Source organism: Variovorax sp. 01T432 (assembly GCF_056398605.1).
Genome location: NZ_JBFTPS010000044.1, coordinates 27,670 through 41,170, shown reverse-complemented (window position 1 = coordinate 41,170; position 13,501 = coordinate 27,670). Strand labels below are relative to the sequence as shown.

General features: G+C 67.5%; 12 protein-coding genes. 3 read left to right on the top strand and 9 right to left on the bottom strand.

Features of this window, described 5'->3' with window-relative positions; genetic code table 11:
• Nucleotides 1-33: 33 nt before the first annotated feature.
• The 9 genes from AC1DNF_RS26495 to AC1DNF_RS26455 form a co-directional block, all read right to left on the bottom strand.
• Nucleotides 34-1,557 (bottom strand): Vgb family protein, encoded by a 1,524-nt coding sequence (locus tag AC1DNF_RS26495; protein ID WP_478151632.1) that lies wholly within the window; start codon nt 1,555-1,557, stop codon nt 34-36.
• 147 nt (nt 1,558-1,704) lie between these two features.
• A complete protein-coding gene (locus AC1DNF_RS26490; protein WP_478151631.1) occupies nt 1,705-2,301 on the bottom strand; it encodes a 2-hydroxychromene-2-carboxylate isomerase in 597 nt (198 codons plus the stop codon).
• Between the two features lie 13 nt (nt 2,302-2,314).
• On the bottom strand, nt 2,315-3,067 hold the full coding sequence (locus AC1DNF_RS26485; RefSeq protein WP_478151630.1) for an SDR family oxidoreductase: 753 nt from the start codon (nt 3,065-3,067) through the stop codon (nt 2,315-2,317).
• Nucleotides 3,068-3,069: 2 nt separating this feature from the next.
• A complete protein-coding gene (locus tag AC1DNF_RS26480; RefSeq protein ID WP_478151629.1) occupies nt 3,070-3,900 on the bottom strand; it encodes an acyl-CoA thioesterase in 831 nt (276 codons plus the stop codon).
• 65 nt (nt 3,901-3,965) lie between these two features.
• Nucleotides 3,966-5,162: an acetyl-CoA C-acyltransferase gene (locus AC1DNF_RS26475; RefSeq protein ID WP_478151628.1), complete on the bottom strand. Its 1,197-nt coding sequence runs from the start codon at nt 5,160-5,162 to the stop codon at nt 3,966-3,968.
• A gap of 31 nt (nt 5,163-5,193) precedes the next feature.
• Nucleotides 5,194-7,593 (bottom strand): 3-hydroxyacyl-CoA dehydrogenase/enoyl-CoA hydratase family protein, encoded by a 2,400-nt coding sequence (locus AC1DNF_RS26470; protein ID WP_478151627.1) that lies wholly within the window; start codon nt 7,591-7,593, stop codon nt 5,194-5,196.
• Nucleotides 7,594-7,625: 32 nt separating this feature from the next.
• Nucleotides 7,626-8,060, bottom strand: coding sequence for a DUF2147 domain-containing protein (locus AC1DNF_RS26465; protein WP_478151626.1), 435 nt, complete (start codon nt 8,058-8,060; stop codon nt 7,626-7,628).
• A gap of 5 nt (nt 8,061-8,065) precedes the next feature.
• Nucleotides 8,066-9,862, bottom strand: coding sequence for an acyl-CoA dehydrogenase C-terminal domain-containing protein (locus AC1DNF_RS26460; protein ID WP_478151625.1), 1,797 nt, complete (start codon nt 9,860-9,862; stop codon nt 8,066-8,068).
• Between the two features lie 56 nt (nt 9,863-9,918).
• A complete protein-coding gene (locus AC1DNF_RS26455) occupies nt 9,919-10,602 on the bottom strand; it encodes a TetR/AcrR family transcriptional regulator (RefSeq protein WP_478151624.1) in 684 nt (227 codons plus the stop codon).
• 272 nt (nt 10,603-10,874) lie between these two features.
• Here AC1DNF_RS26455 and AC1DNF_RS26450 point away from each other — a divergent pair, with 272 nt between their 5' ends.
• From AC1DNF_RS26450 to AC1DNF_RS26440, 3 genes are read left to right on the top strand one after another with little or no spacing between them, the layout of a single operon-like run.
• Entirely contained in the window at nt 10,875-11,654 is a 780-nt protein-coding gene (locus AC1DNF_RS26450; RefSeq protein WP_478151623.1) for an amino acid ABC transporter ATP-binding protein, read from the top strand.
• A 27-nt stretch (nt 11,655-11,681) separates the two neighbouring features.
• Nucleotides 11,682-12,626 carry an aminotransferase class IV gene (locus AC1DNF_RS26445; protein ID WP_478151622.1) on the top strand — a complete coding sequence of 315 codons (945 nt, stop codon included), beginning with the start codon at nt 11,682-11,684 and terminating at the stop codon, nt 12,624-12,626.
• A gap of 21 nt (nt 12,627-12,647) precedes the next feature.
• Entirely contained in the window at nt 12,648-13,499 is an 852-nt protein-coding gene (locus AC1DNF_RS26440) for a transporter substrate-binding domain-containing protein (protein ID WP_478151621.1), read from the top strand.
• Nucleotides 13,500-13,501 lie beyond the last annotated feature (2 nt).

Here is a 13,501-nt window from a genome sequence, read left to right as displayed (position 1 = left end):
AAGGCCTCGCCCTTCATTCGAATCAAGCTTGAATCACTCGAAAGAGAAGCGCTGGTTGTAGTGGCTGTGACAAGCGTGCATGCCGATGTACGAACCACCGCGCGCATAGTGGCCGCCGTAGGCGCTGCCGCGCGGATGCGCCGTCGCATAGTTGTAGCCGTACCAGAAGTCCGAGCACTTGTTCAATGCGGCATTGAAGATCGTGAACTGCCCGGCCACCACCGTCGGCCTTGCCTCGAAGCGCTGGGCGTCGACATTCGCGCAAGGTTTGTGAAAGTTGATGTCGCCCGCGACCATGCACTGGCCGTACTTCCGACTGAGCATTGCGAACGACTTGGCGTCGTCCGTCGCTCGCAGATGCCAACGATAGTGGCCTCCGTCGGGAGGCGCGTTGTAGCTCCAGCCGTCGATGCGTGCATTGCCATCGGGACCGGCGAACGACGCGCCCACAATGAACGCGCCCTCCTTGCCTGCCGACGCCGCGTAATTGCCCGTCGCGTCCGCGGTCTCGTCGAGAGCTCGATCGCCGGTCATGGCCAGCCGCACCACATAGCCCATCGTCGGATAGCGCTCCAGCGCGCCCGATTCCGGCTCGACCGTCCACAGGTCGCCCGTGACCGGGTTGTGCGCCATGCCCCATTGCATCGGCAGGCGGCCCTTGGGCAGCACCAACTCGTCGATCTGCCCGTCCATCTGGATGCGGCCGATCGTGCCGCCGCGCACGGCGCTCGAGAACCAGATGTTGCCGTCCTTGCCGGCGACGACCGCCATCGGCGACTTGACCTTCTCTCCACTGAAGACATCGAGCACCTTGCCGCTGCGGTCCATGCGGACCACGCTAGAGGTCTGGCCGTGACGGAGCATGCCGGTCGTGTACCAGAGGTTGCCATCGGCGCCGGTCACGATGCCGGCGTCGTCGCCGATGTCCACCTTGGCCGGGAAATAGCTGATGGCGCCCTGCGTGGTGATGCGCACGATCTCGTCCGTGTTGGGTGCGGTCGCCCACAGGGCGCCGTCCGGTCCGACGGTGATCTTGCTGACATTGCGGGTCTGGTCGAGCGGATACATGGTGATCGCGCCGCCGGTGGTGATGCGGCCGATGGCCCCCATGGCGCCCGGAATGTCCTCATATTCGGACACCGTGAACCAGAGCGCGCCATCGGGACCGGCGGCGATATGCCACGGGCGCCCATAGCCGGCGGGCAGGTCGAAGTAGGACACACTGCCCCCCGCGATGCGGCCGAGCTTGCCCGCCCGGCTGGCGAACCACATGTTGCCGTCGGAGCCCTCGACCATGCCTTCCGCATGAATGGTGGATTGTGGATAGGTGTCGATCTTCCCCGTGGCAAAGTCGACGTGCTTGATGCCCCAGCCGCTGTCGCTGCGGCCCGTGACCCACAGGCCACCCTTGTCGAAGCTCGCCTCGATCGGCGTGCCGTTCACCACGACCTTGTCGGCGTTGACACTGTCGACGGTGGCCTGGGCGGGCGCGGACAAGACACCGCACAGCGCAACGCAGGCGAGCGCGAGTACGGATGGTTTCTTCTTTGGATGCATTGCTTCCCTGAATCTTTGAATGAGTTACGAAAACTAACGAAAACCGGCTCGAACCAGAAGGTGCGAGCCGGTCACGGAGCCTACGAATTCAGAAACCAGAGAGGGGCCGGCCAAGACAATTGACCAGAATCTCGGCCGCGGCGGCGATCAGGCGCCCAATGCCTCGCGAACGAAATCGAGCCGGTCCTGACCCCAGAACATCTGGTCGCCCACGAACATCGTCGGCGCGCCGAACACGCCGCGCTCGACGGCCTCGTGGGTCAGGGCCTTGAGACGGTCCTTGATCTCCTGCGCATTCGCCAGCGCGAGCAGCGCGCCAGGCTCGAAGCCGGCCTCGCCCAGCACGGCGCCGACGGTGGCAGGATCGTTGAGATTGCGCGGCTCGACCCACATCGCATGGAAGATCGCATCGACGTACCCACCGAAGCGCTCGGGCTCGCGCATCTGCATGCCGACGGCCCCGCGCATCAGCAGCAGCGTGTTGATCGGGAAGTGCGGGTTCTGCCTGAAGGGCACGCCATGGCGCGCCGCGTGGCGGGCGAGATCGACCTGGAGATAGCGCCCCTTCGCCGCGATCTCGGCCGGCGAATGATTGCCGGTGGCCTGGAACACGCCGCCCAGCAGCATCGGCTTCCAGACAAGCCCCGCGCCAGCGTCAGCGCACAGCCGCGGGAGCTGCGTGGAGGCCAGATAGGCGGCGGGGCTGCCGAAATCGAAATAGAACTCGACCGGTGGTGTCGTCACGGCAGATGCTTCCTCAGAACTTCTCGGACCACGGCCGCAGGTCGAGCTCGTGCGTCCACGCGTCGCGCGGCTGCGCATGCAGTATCCAGTAGGCGTCGGCGATGTGCTCCGGGTTGAGGATGCCGTCCTGCGCCTTCAATGCATAGCGCGCGGGGAAATTGCTGCGGATGAACTCGGTGTCGATCGCGCCGTCGATCACCGTGTGCGCGACGTGAATGCCGCGTGGCCCGAGTTCGCGCGCCATGCTCTGGGCCAGGGCGCGCAACGCCATCTTGGCGCCCGAGAAGGCGGCAAAGTTCGCGCTGCCGCGCATGGAGGCGGTCGCGCCGGTGAAGATGATCGTGCCGCGGTGCGCGCCCTCGGGCATCTCGCGCGCCACCATGCGCCGGGCGACCTCGCGCCCGTTCAGGAAGCCAGAGAAGCAGGCCATCTCCCAGACCTTGAAGTACTTGCGCGCGGTCTCGGTCAGGATGCTCTCGGGCACGTTGGCGCCGATGTTGAACACCATCACCTCGATCGGCCCGACGGTCGATTCGATGTTCTCCACCAGCGCGACGACGTCGTCCTCCTTGCGCGCGTCGCTGGCAAAGGCGTGCGCCCTGCCGCCCTCGGCCTCGATCTGCGCAACCAGCGGCTGCAGCTTGTCCATGCTGCGCCGCGTGACGCAGGTCGCGTAGCCCTCGCGAGCGAAGCGGCGGGCGATGGCGCCGCCCGTGGCATCGCCCGCGCCGACGATCAATGCGGCCTTGACGGGGTTCGCATGCATGTTCACTCCTTGAAGTAGACGATCTGATGGCTCGTCGCGACCAGCCTGCCGGCCTCGCTCCAGAGCTGCGCGGCCTGGTCGAAGTAGCCATTGCTGAACTGCTGCCCCGTCGCGCGACCCAGCAGGTAGCCGGTGCCGATCTCCGCGAGCTGCGCCGCATCGGCGTGAAAGTAAGTCGTGATCGAGACCGTGCCGATCGGCACCGGCCTCGCCCGGCGCAGCCAGACGCGCGGGTAGAAGGTGTCGCTCAACGCGGCCAGCGCGGCGAAGTCCAGCGCGCGCGGCTCGGCGTCGCGCACCCACATGCGGGTCTCGCTGTGATCGCCGCCGCCGTCCCACTGCGTCGGCATCGTGCCGCTGATCGGACGCATCTCATAGCGCTGGATCCATTCCACGCGCGCCGGCCCGATGCTCAGCCGCTCGACCGCCGAGGGCGGCGGCACCTGCGGCATCGGCAGGTCGCTGGCGCCCCAGGTGTCGCGGCGCACGGCCGTGAAGACGGTCCCCGTCGTGGTGACGTGCGGATGGCCGTCCGCGCCCACCTGCGACATCTGCAAGGTCCAGTGCTGCGTCGACCGGTTGGTGCGCACCGGCACGGCCAGCACCTCGAAGGCGCCCGCCTCCAGCGCGGCGGCATAGTTGACCGTCAGCGCCACCGGCACGCCCAGCAGCTCGGGATGCCGCAGCACCGCCTGCAGCATCACCGCCGCCGTCGTCCCGCCGAAGGGCCCGACCATGTTCCAGTAGTCCGGGCTGGTGGCGCCGGTGAAGGGTCCCGCGCGGATGTCGCTGTGCGTCAGCGCGAGGGCCTTGTCCAGGGGATGTGTCTTCATGGGCGCAGTGTGCCTCCGTGGCCAGGGATCATGCAGTCGTGTGCGGGACGGTTCCGGGTGAACCCTCAGACCCGCTCGAAGATCCCCGCCGCGCCCTGGCCCATGCCCACGCACATCGTCACCATGCCGTACTTGAGGTTCTTGCGGCGCAGCGCATGCACCACTGTCGCCGAGCGGATGGCGCCGGTCGCGCCCAGGGGGTGACCCAGCGCGATCGCGCCGCCCATGGGGTTGACCTTGGCCGGGTCCAGCCCCAGCGTGCGGATGACCGCCAGCGACTGCGCGGCGAAGGCTTCGTTGAGCTCGATCCAGTCGATCGCATCCTGCGTCAGGCCGGCATGGCGCAGCGCCGCGGGAATGGCCTCGATCGGGCCGATGCCCATGATGTGCGGCGGCACGCCCTTGCTGGCGAAGCTGACGAAGCGCGCGAGCGGCTTCAGATCGAACTGCTTGCAGGCCTTCTCGCTCGCGAGGACGAGTGCGCCCGCGCCGTCCGAGGTCTGGGAACTGTTGCCCGCCGTCACCGAGCCGCGCGCGGCGAACACGGTGCGCAGCCTGGCGAGGCCTTCGAGGGACGTATCGGGGCGCGCGCCCTCGTCCAGCCGCACGGTGCGGGTCGACGCCACGGCCTCGCCGGTCTCGAGGTCGGGCGCGCGGTCGGTGACTTCGATCGGCGTGATCTCGTCCGTGAATTCGCCCGCCTGCTGCGCGGCCAGCGCGCGCCGGTGCGACTGCAGCGCGAAGGTGTCCTGCGCCTCGCGGCTGACCTTCCACTGCTGCGCCACCTTCTCGGCCGTGAGGCCCATGCCGTAGGCGATGCCCACGTCCCCTTCGCGCTCGAAGATCGAGGGCGACAGCGATGGCGAATTGCCCATCATCGGCACCATGCTCATGCTCTCGACACCGGCGGCGATCATCACCTCCGCCTCACCGACGCGGATGCGGTCGGCCGCCATCTGCACCGCCGACAGGCCGGAGGCGCAGAAGCGGTTGACCGTGATCCCGCCGATGCTGTCGGGCAGGCCCGCGAGCACCGCGCCGATGCGCGCGACGTTGAGGCCCTGCTGGCCTTCGGGAATGGCGCAGCCGCAGATGATGTCTTCGATGGCCCTGGGGTCGAGGCCCGGCACGGCCGCGAGGGCCGCCTTCAGCGTCGTCGCGAGCAGGTCGTCGGGGCGGTAGTTGCGGAAGAAGCCGCGGTGCGACTTGCCGATGGGCGTGCGCGTGGCGGAGACGATGTAGGCGTCTTGAACTTGTTTCATGGATAGGTCCTGGGAGAAAGGCAAGGGGGTGCTAGTTGCGCAGGGGCTTGCCCGTACTCAGCATGCCCATGATTCGCTCCTGCGTCTTCGGATGCAGGATCAGCGAGCAGAAGGCCTTGCGCTCCAGTGCCATCAGGTACTCCTCGGTCACCAGGCTGCCGGCGTCCACGTCGCCGCCCGTCACAACCCCGGCGATCAGGCTGGCGATATGGAAATCGTGCGCGCTGATGAAGCCGCCGTCGCGCATGTTGACCAGCTGGCCTTGAATGGTTGCGGCGCCGCTGCGGCCCGCGACCTTGAACTGCCGGCGCAGCGGCGCGCGCCAGCCGGCATCGGCCATCGCCTTGGCCTGCTGCAGCGCGACGTACAGCAGCTCGTCCTTGTTGGGCACGATCACGTCGCCGTCCAGCAGGTAGCCGAGCTTCTTCGAGTCCAGCGCGCTGGTGCCGACCTTGGCCATGGCCGCGGCCGTGAAGCCCTCGGTCAGGAAGGGCAGCAGGTCGTTGCCGGTGGTGGCCGCGGCGTTCTCCGCCGCGCGGCGCGCGATATAGGTCAGGCCGCCAGCGCCGGGCACCAGGCCCACGCCGACTTCCACCAGGCCGATATAGCTCTCCATCGCCGCGACCCGCCTGGCCGAATAGACGGCAAGCTCGCAGCCGCCGCCCAGCGCCATGCCGCGCACCGCCGACACCACCGGCACGCCGGCGTAGCGGATCTTCAGCATCACGTTCTGCATCTCCTGCTCGGCGCCCTCGACCGCGCCGATGCCGGCGACCACGAAGGCCGGCAGCATCGCCTGGAGGTCCGCGCCCACCGAGAACATCTCGTCGGGCGACCAGATGACCATCGCCTTGTATTCCCGCTCGGCCAGCTCGACCCCGGCGGCCAGCGCCTCGGCGACGTCCGGGCTGATGGCATGCATCTTCGAGTGGATGCTCGCGATCAGCACCTCGCCATCCAGCGTCCAGAGCCGCACGTCGCCCTCGTCCTGGATCGTGGTGCCCGCCGTGTTCGCATCCGGCGCGTTCGCGCCGCGCACGCTCTCGGGGAAGAGCTGGCGCTCATGCACCGGCAAGCGCCGCTGCGCAATGAACCGGCCCTGCGATGCGCTCCACGAGCCTTCGGGCGTGTGCACGCCACCGGCCCGCGCCACCGGGCCATCGAATACCCACCGGGGCAGCGGCGCGCTCGAGAGCGCCTCGCCCGCGTCGATGTCTTCCTGCACCCACTCCGCGACCTGCGCCCAGCCCGCTTCCTGCCACAGCTCGAAGGGCCCCTGCTTCATGCCGAAGCCCCAGCGCATCGCGAAGTCGACGTCGCGCGCGCTCTCGGCGATCGTCGCCAGGTGCACGGCGGCGTAGTGGAAACTGTCGCGCAGGATGGCCCAGAGAAAGCGGCCCTGCGCGCCCTCGCTTTCGCGCAGAAGCTTCAGGCGCTCGGCCGCGGGCTTGCGCAGCATGCGGCCGTAGACCTCGTCGGCCTTGTCGCCCGAGGGCACGTACTCCCCCTTGGCCAGGTCGAAGCGCAGGATGTCGCGCCCCACCTTCTTGAAGAAGCCGCCCTTCGTCTTCTGTCCGAGATGGCCCAGTTCGAGCAGCTTCGCCAGCACCGGCGGCGTCGAGAAGTTGGCGTAGAACGGATCGGTCTCGGCGCTCAGGTTGTCCTGCAGCGTCTTCACGACATGGGCCATGGTGTCCAGGCCGACCACGTCGGCGGTGCGGAAGGTGCCCGAACTCGCGCGACCCAGCTTCTTGCCGGTGAGGTCATCCACCACATCGGGCGTGAGGCCGAATTTCTCGACCTCCTTCAAGGTCGCCAGCATGCCGGCGATGCCGACGCGGTTGGCAATGAAGTTGGGTGTGTCGTGTGCGCGCACCACGCCCTTGCCGAGCGCGCTGGTGACGAAGGTTTCGAGCTGGTCCAGCACCCGCGGCTCGGTGGTCGGCGTGTTGATCAACTCGACCAGGAACATGTAGCGCGGCGGGTTGAAGAAGTGGATGCCGCAGAAGCGCGGCTTCAGCGCCTCCGGCAGGGCCTCGCTCAGCCTGGTGATCGACAGGCCGGAGGTGTTCGAGGCCAGGATCGCATGCGTGGCCACATGCGGAGCGATCTTCCGGTAGAGGTCGAGCTTCCAGTCCATGCGCTCGGCGATCGCTTCGATCACCAGGTCGCACTCGCCGAGCCTGGCGAGGTCGGCCTCGTAGTTGGCCTGCTCGATGAGCACGGCATCGGCCACGTCACCCAGGGGCGCGGGCTTGAGCTTCCCGAGGTTGTCGATGGCGCGGGCGACGATGCCGTTCTTCGCGCCTTCCTTGGCGGGCAGGTCGAACAGGACCACCGGCACGCGCACGTTGACCAGGTGGGCCGCGATCTGCGCGCCCATCACCCCGGCGCCGAGGACGGCGACCTTCTTCACTTGAAATCTGGACATGGTTTGGTTGCTTCTAGATGGGGAGGCCGCGCTCACTGCACTCGGCTCCAGGTTTGGGTGCGCCAGAAGGGCCCGAGGTAGCCGCGGACTTCGAGCTTGCGGCCGCCTTCGATCGGCATGAAGCGCGCGCGGTATTCCTTGCCGTTTTCCGGGTCGAGGATCTTTCCGCCTTCCCAGACCGCCTTGCCCTCGGCCTTGCTGCCGCCGCGGATGATCTCCAGGCCCGCGATCGGCTGGCCCTTGCGCTCGTCGCTGCATTCGTCGCACAGCGCGTCCGGCCTGGCGTCCTTGCCGAGCGATTTCTCTATGCGCCCGAGCAACGCGCCGCCCGCCTCGATGATGCGAATCTCGGCCTTGACTTCGCCGGTCTTGTCGTCGGCGCTGCGCCAGAGCCCCACCGGACTCGCCTGGGCCATGGCCGAGGCGGCCGTGGCCGTGAGCAGGAGCGCCGCAAGCAGGGACTTCATCGCTTTCAGGCCAGGGCGGCGTCGGTGTTCATCAGCGGCGCGCTGCCGGCGCGCGCGGTGCGCATCAGCGTCGCGGTCTCGGGGAAGAGCTTGGCGAAGTAGAAGCGGGCCGTCTGCAGCTTGGCTTGATAGAACGGATCGGTGTTGCCGGCCGCGATCTCGCGCAGCGCGACGCGCGCCATCAGCGCGAAGAAGTAGCCGAACACGAAGTGGCCGGCGACCCGCAGATAGTCCACCGCCGCGGCACCCACCTCGTCGGGGTTCTGGAAGCCCTTGAAGCCGATCTCGGTCGTGAACTTGGTGAGCTGGTCGCCCAGCATCGCGATCGGCGTGATGAACTCCGACATCTTCTCGTTCACGCCCTCTTCCTCCACCAGCCTGCCGACCAGCTTGCCGAACTTCTTGAGCGTCGCGCCGTTGTTGCCCAGCACCTTGCGGCCCAGCAGGTCGAGCGACTGGATGGTGTTGGTGCCTTCATAGATCATGTTGATGCGGTTGTCGCGCACGAACTGCTCCATGCCCCATTCCTTGATGAAGCCGTGGCCGCCGAAGACCTGCATGCAGGCATTGGTCGCGACGTGGCCGTTGTCGGTGATGAAGGCCTTCACGATCGGTGTGAGCAGCGCGACGATCTCGCCCGCGTCCTTGCGCACCTTCTCGTCCGGGTGGTGGTGCTCCTTGTCGAGCAGCAGCGTGCAGTAGATGGCCAGCGCGCGGCCGCCTTCGGCGTAGGCCTTGGCGGTCATCAGCATCTTGCGCACGTCGGGGTGGAAGATGATCGGGTCGGCGTCCTTGTCCTTGGCCTTCACGCCCGAGAGCGAGCGCATCTGGATGCGGTCCTTGGCGTAGGCCAGCGCGTTCTGGAAGGCCACCTCGGTCAGGCCGAGCGACTGGTTGCCCACGCCCAGGCGGGCCGCGTTCATCATCACGAACATGGCGGCCAGCCCCTTGTTGGGTTGGCCCACCAGCGAACCGGTCGCGCCCTCGAGCACGATCTGCGCGGTGGCGTTGCCGTGGATGCCCATCTTGTGCTCCAGGCCGCCGCAATAGATGCCGTTGCGGCTGCCGAGCGAGCCGTCCGCCTTGACGTTGAACTTGGGCACGACGAACAGGCTGATGCCCTTGCTGCCCTTGGGCGCGTCCGGCAGGCGCGCCAGCACCAGGTGGATGATGTTGGCGGCCATGTCGTGCTCGCCGGCCGAGATGAAGATCTTGTTGCCGGTCAGCTTGTAGCTGCCGTCGGGCTGCGGTTCGGCCTTGGTGCGCAGCAGGCCGAGGTCGGTGCCGCAATGCGGCTCGGTCAGGCACATGGTGCCGGTCCATTCGCCGCTGGTGAGCTTGGGCAGGTAGGTCTTCTTCTGCTCGTCGGTGCCGTGCGCGACGAGCGCTTCATAGGCGCCGTGCGACAGGCCGGGGTACATGGTCCAGGCCTGGTTGGCCGAGTTCAGCATTTCGTAGAAGCACTGGTTCACCACAAAGGGCAGGCCCTGGCCGCCGTACTGCGGGTCGCAGGAGAGCGCGGCCCAGCCGCCTTCGACGAACTTGGCGTAGGCTTCCCTGAAGCCCTTGGGTGTCTTCACCTCGTGTGTCGCCCTGTCGAGCACGCAGCCCTCTTCGTCGCCCGTGATGTTGAGCGGGAAGGTCACCTCGGCGGCGAACTTGCCGCCCTCTTCGAGCACCGCGTTGATCGTTTCGGCATCGACATCGGCGTGTCTGGGGAGCGCCTTGAGCTCCTCGGTGACGTTCAGCACCTCGTGCATGACGAACTGCATGTCGCGAAGAGGCGGGGTGTAGGCGGGCATCGGGAAGGTCTCCGGGGAAATGGAAGAAAGTGAAAAGCGAAAGGCGGTTCCGGCGCTCAGCGCACGGTCTTGAGCCGGCGCGAGGCCGGCGCGGCAGCGGCCCCGTCGCCCTCGGGCGAGAGGCTGCGCGCCAGGATGTTGTCGAAGCCCGTGCGGGCGCGCGCCAGGGAGTCGGGCGAGCGCAGGAAGCGGGCTTCATAGTGCAGGGCCAGGATCAGCGCATGGATCTCGAAGGCGATCTGCTTGGCGTCGGCGTCTTCGCGCAGATGGCCTTCGGACTGGGCCTGCAGCACGGCGCGGTACATCGCGGCGAGCCAGGTGTTGACCGAGTCGGCGAGCGCGTCGCGCACCGGTCCGGGCCGGTCGTCGAACTCGACCGCACCGCTGATGTAGATGCAGCCGGAGTCGATCTCCGCCGAGGTGCGCTTCATCCAGTTCGCGAACATGGCGCGCAGGCGCGGCAGGCCCCGCTGCTCCTTGAGGGCGGGGAAGAACACCTCCTGCTCGAAGCGCACGTGGTACTCGCGCACCACGGAGATCTGGAGTTCCTCGCGCGAGCCGAAGTGGGCGAAGACGCCCGACTTGCTCATCTGCGTGACCTCGGCCAGCGCGCCGATCGACAGCCCCTCCAGGCCGATCTGCGCGGCCAGGTTCAGCGCCGCGTCGATGATGACGGCCTTCGTCTGCTGGCCCTTCTGGGGCGAGCGGGAAGGCTTGGGGGTGGCGGCGGTCGTGGACATGAGGCGGTGGGCGAGGGTTACAAATAAAACGAACGATCGTTCTATTTTGCAGCCCTTTGTGGCCCCCCGATGAAAGACCCACGTCGGTGGAAGGTTATCCGGGCGCCCACGCGCGGGGGCGTTTCGAGATCGAGGCCTTCTTGCGGGCCATGCCGGTCCGAGTCTCCAAGCTTACAGGGCGATTTCTCCACCCTCCGCCTTGGCACAACTGTTGCTTAGTTCGTAGAACTACCGATTGTCGATCGTCCGACAATCCATACGATGCAAAGCCCATGACCGATGTCCAACCCGTCCTGCGCATTCAGGCCCTGCACAAACACTTCGGCAGCCATCACGTGCTGCGCGGCATCGACCTCGACGTGCAGCGGGGCGACCGCATCGCCATCATCGGGTCCAGCGGCTCCGGCAAGAGCACCCTGCTGCGGTGCCTGAACTTCATGGAGACGCCCAGCGAGGGCCGCATCGTCCTCAAGGGCGCGCCTCTCGGACAGCCGGGCCGCGGCGGACAGATCCGCTACGGCGAAGCCGAACTGAGCGAAGTGCGCAAGCAGGTCGGCATGGTGTTCCAGCAGTTCAATCTCTTCCCCCACATGACGGTGCTGCAGAACGTCATGGAGGGGCTGGTCACCGTCAAGCGCATCCCCGAGCCTCTCGCGCGCGAGCAAGCCTCGCGGCAACTCGCCAAGGTCGGCCTCTCCGAAAAAGCCGGCGCCTACCCCGGCCACCTCTCCGGCGGCCAGCAGCAGCGCGTGGCCATCGCGCGCGCCCTGGCCATGGAGCCCGAGGTGCTGCTCTTCGACGAGCCCACCTCCTCGCTCGACCCCGAACTGGTGGGCGAAGTCCTCACCACCATCCGCGACCTTGCCGTGGAAGGCCGAACCATGCTGCTCGTCACGCACGAGCTCGGCTTTGCCTATCACTTCGCCAACAAGGTGGTGTTCCTCGCCGACGGTCTGTTGCACGAATGCGGCACGCCCGACGAGGTGCTCAAGCACCCGAGGCAGGAGCGCACGCAGCGCTTTCTGGAGCGCTTCACCGCCTTCAACTTCTGACCCTCCGAACCTCCCCGCAGGAACCCCATGCAAGTCGCCAGCGATCTCTCCAATACCAGCTCACAGGCCTACAGCCCAGACGCGCGCAACGACGAGGTGCTCGTCTATCTCAACGGCAAGTTCGTGCCGCGCCACCAGGCCACCGTCTCCATCTTCGACGCGGGCTACGTGTGCGGCGACGGCGTGTGGGAAGGCGTGCGCCTGGTCGATGGCCGCGTGGTCTCGCTCGATGCCCACCTCGATCGCCTCTTCGAGGGCACGCGCTCGATCTCCCTCGACATCGGCCACACCAAGGAGCAGATCGGGCAGATCGTGCTCGACACCTTCGCGCGCAACAACATGCGCGATGGCGCGCACGCCCGGCTCATGGTCACGCGCGGCGTCAAGAAGACACCCAACCAGGACCCTCGCTTCATCATCGGCGGCGCCACCATCGTGTGCGTGGCCGAGCACAAGGTCGTCACGCCCGAAGCCAAGCGGCGCGGGCTCAAGCTCTTCACCTCCACCTTCCGCTGCAGCGGGCCGGACGTGTTCGACCTGCGCCTGAACTCGCACAGCCGGCTCAACCTCATCCAGGCGCTGATCCAGGCCATCCAGGCCGGCGGCGACGAGGCGCTCATGCTCGACCCGCACGGCTTCGTGTCCAGCTGCAACTCCACCAACTTCTTCGTCGTGCGCAAGGGCGCGCTATGGACCTCGTCGGGCCGCTATTGCTTCAACGGCATCACGCGTGCCACGGTGGTGCGCCTCGCACGCGAAGCGGGCATGCCGGTCTTCGAAGGCGACTTCACGCTGGCCGAGGTCTACGCCGCCGACGAAGCCTTCGTCACCGGCACCCTGGCCGGCATCACGCCGGTGTCGGCCGTGGACGGCCGCGCGCTCATGCCCGGCGGCGCCGTCACGCAGCGGCTCGATGCGCTCTACCGCCAGTACATCTCCAGCGCCGACGTGGCGCACCGCCCGCTCGCTTAGTTCTCACCCACCGGAAACACCATGAACGCTCACACTCCCTTCCAGCGCCTGCGTCGTGCCCTGGCCGTCGCGCTTGCCGCCTCCCTGTCCCTGGGCAGCCTCGCCGCCAGCGCCCAGACTCCCACGATGCAGAAGATCAAGCAGGCCGGCGAGCTGCGCATCGGCGTGGCGCCCGGCGACCCGTGGTACTTCCGCGATCCGTCCTCCGGCCAATGGAGCGGCCTCGGCGTGCTGCTCGGCGAGCAGGTCGCCAAGGACATGGGCGTGAAGATGACGCCCGTCGAGACCACCTGGGGCAACAGCGTGGCCGCCCTGCAGTCGGGCCAGATCGACGCGATGTTCGTGCTCGACGCCACCGACGAGCGCAGGAAGGCGCTCGACTTTCCGGCCAACCCGCTGCTCTGGTACGCGCAAGGCGTGCTCGCCAAGGACGGCCTCGTCGCCAGGAACTGGTCCGACCTCGACAAGCCCGACGTACGCATCGGCGTGGCGCTGGGCACCGCCACCGACCGCGACCTGACCAAGCGCCTGCCGCAAGCCAAGATCGAGCGCTTCACCAACACCGACGAAACCGTCGCCGCCTTCATGTCCGGCCGCGTCGATGCCATCGGCTTCTATCACCCGGCCCTGGTCATCGCCTACGCCAAGATCCGCAAGGGCAAGGTGCAGGTGCCGCAACCCGTCGTCGCCCTGCCGACCAGCGTGGGCATCCGCAAGGAGGCGGATCCGGCCTTCCGCGAGCGGCTCGACACCATCATCGGCAAGCTCTACACCTCGGGCCAGACGCAGGCCCTGTATGGCCAGTACCTGAAGACCAAGGGCATCGACCCCGCGACCGTCCCCGGCGTGATGAAGGAAAGCCTCGGCCAGTAACC

What these genes read in the sequence shown, in the direction of transcription:
- AC1DNF_RS26495 (WP_478151632.1), bottom strand. Translation starts at nt 1,557, where the DNA reads ATGCATCCAAAGAAGAAACCATCCGTACTCGCGCTCGCCTGCGTTGCG.
- AC1DNF_RS26485 (WP_478151630.1), bottom strand. Translation starts at nt 3,067, where the DNA reads ATGCATGCGAACCCCGTCAAGGCCGCATTGATCGTCGGCGCGGGCGAT.
- AC1DNF_RS26480 (WP_478151629.1), bottom strand. Translation starts at nt 3,900, where the DNA reads ATGAAGACACATCCCCTGGACAAGGCCCTCGCGCTGACGCACAGCGAC.
- AC1DNF_RS26475 (WP_478151628.1), bottom strand. Translation starts at nt 5,162, where the DNA reads ATGAAACAAGTTCAAGACGCCTACATCGTCTCCGCCACGCGCACGCCC.
- AC1DNF_RS26470 (WP_478151627.1), bottom strand. Translation starts at nt 7,593, where the DNA reads ATGTCCAGATTTCAAGTGAAGAAGGTCGCCGTCCTCGGCGCCGGGGTG.
- AC1DNF_RS26465 (WP_478151626.1), bottom strand. Translation starts at nt 8,060, where the DNA reads ATGAAGTCCCTGCTTGCGGCGCTCCTGCTCACGGCCACGGCCGCCTCG.
- AC1DNF_RS26460 (WP_478151625.1), bottom strand. Translation starts at nt 9,862, where the DNA reads ATGCCCGCCTACACCCCGCCTCTTCGCGACATGCAGTTCGTCATGCAC.
- AC1DNF_RS26455 (WP_478151624.1), bottom strand. Translation starts at nt 10,602, where the DNA reads ATGTCCACGACCGCCGCCACCCCCAAGCCTTCCCGCTCGCCCCAGAAG.
- AC1DNF_RS26450 (WP_478151623.1), top strand. Translation starts at nt 10,875, where the DNA reads ATGACCGATGTCCAACCCGTCCTGCGCATTCAGGCCCTGCACAAACAC.
- AC1DNF_RS26445 (WP_478151622.1), top strand. Translation starts at nt 11,682, where the DNA reads ATGCAAGTCGCCAGCGATCTCTCCAATACCAGCTCACAGGCCTACAGC.
- AC1DNF_RS26440 (WP_478151621.1), top strand. Translation starts at nt 12,648, where the DNA reads ATGAACGCTCACACTCCCTTCCAGCGCCTGCGTCGTGCCCTGGCCGTC.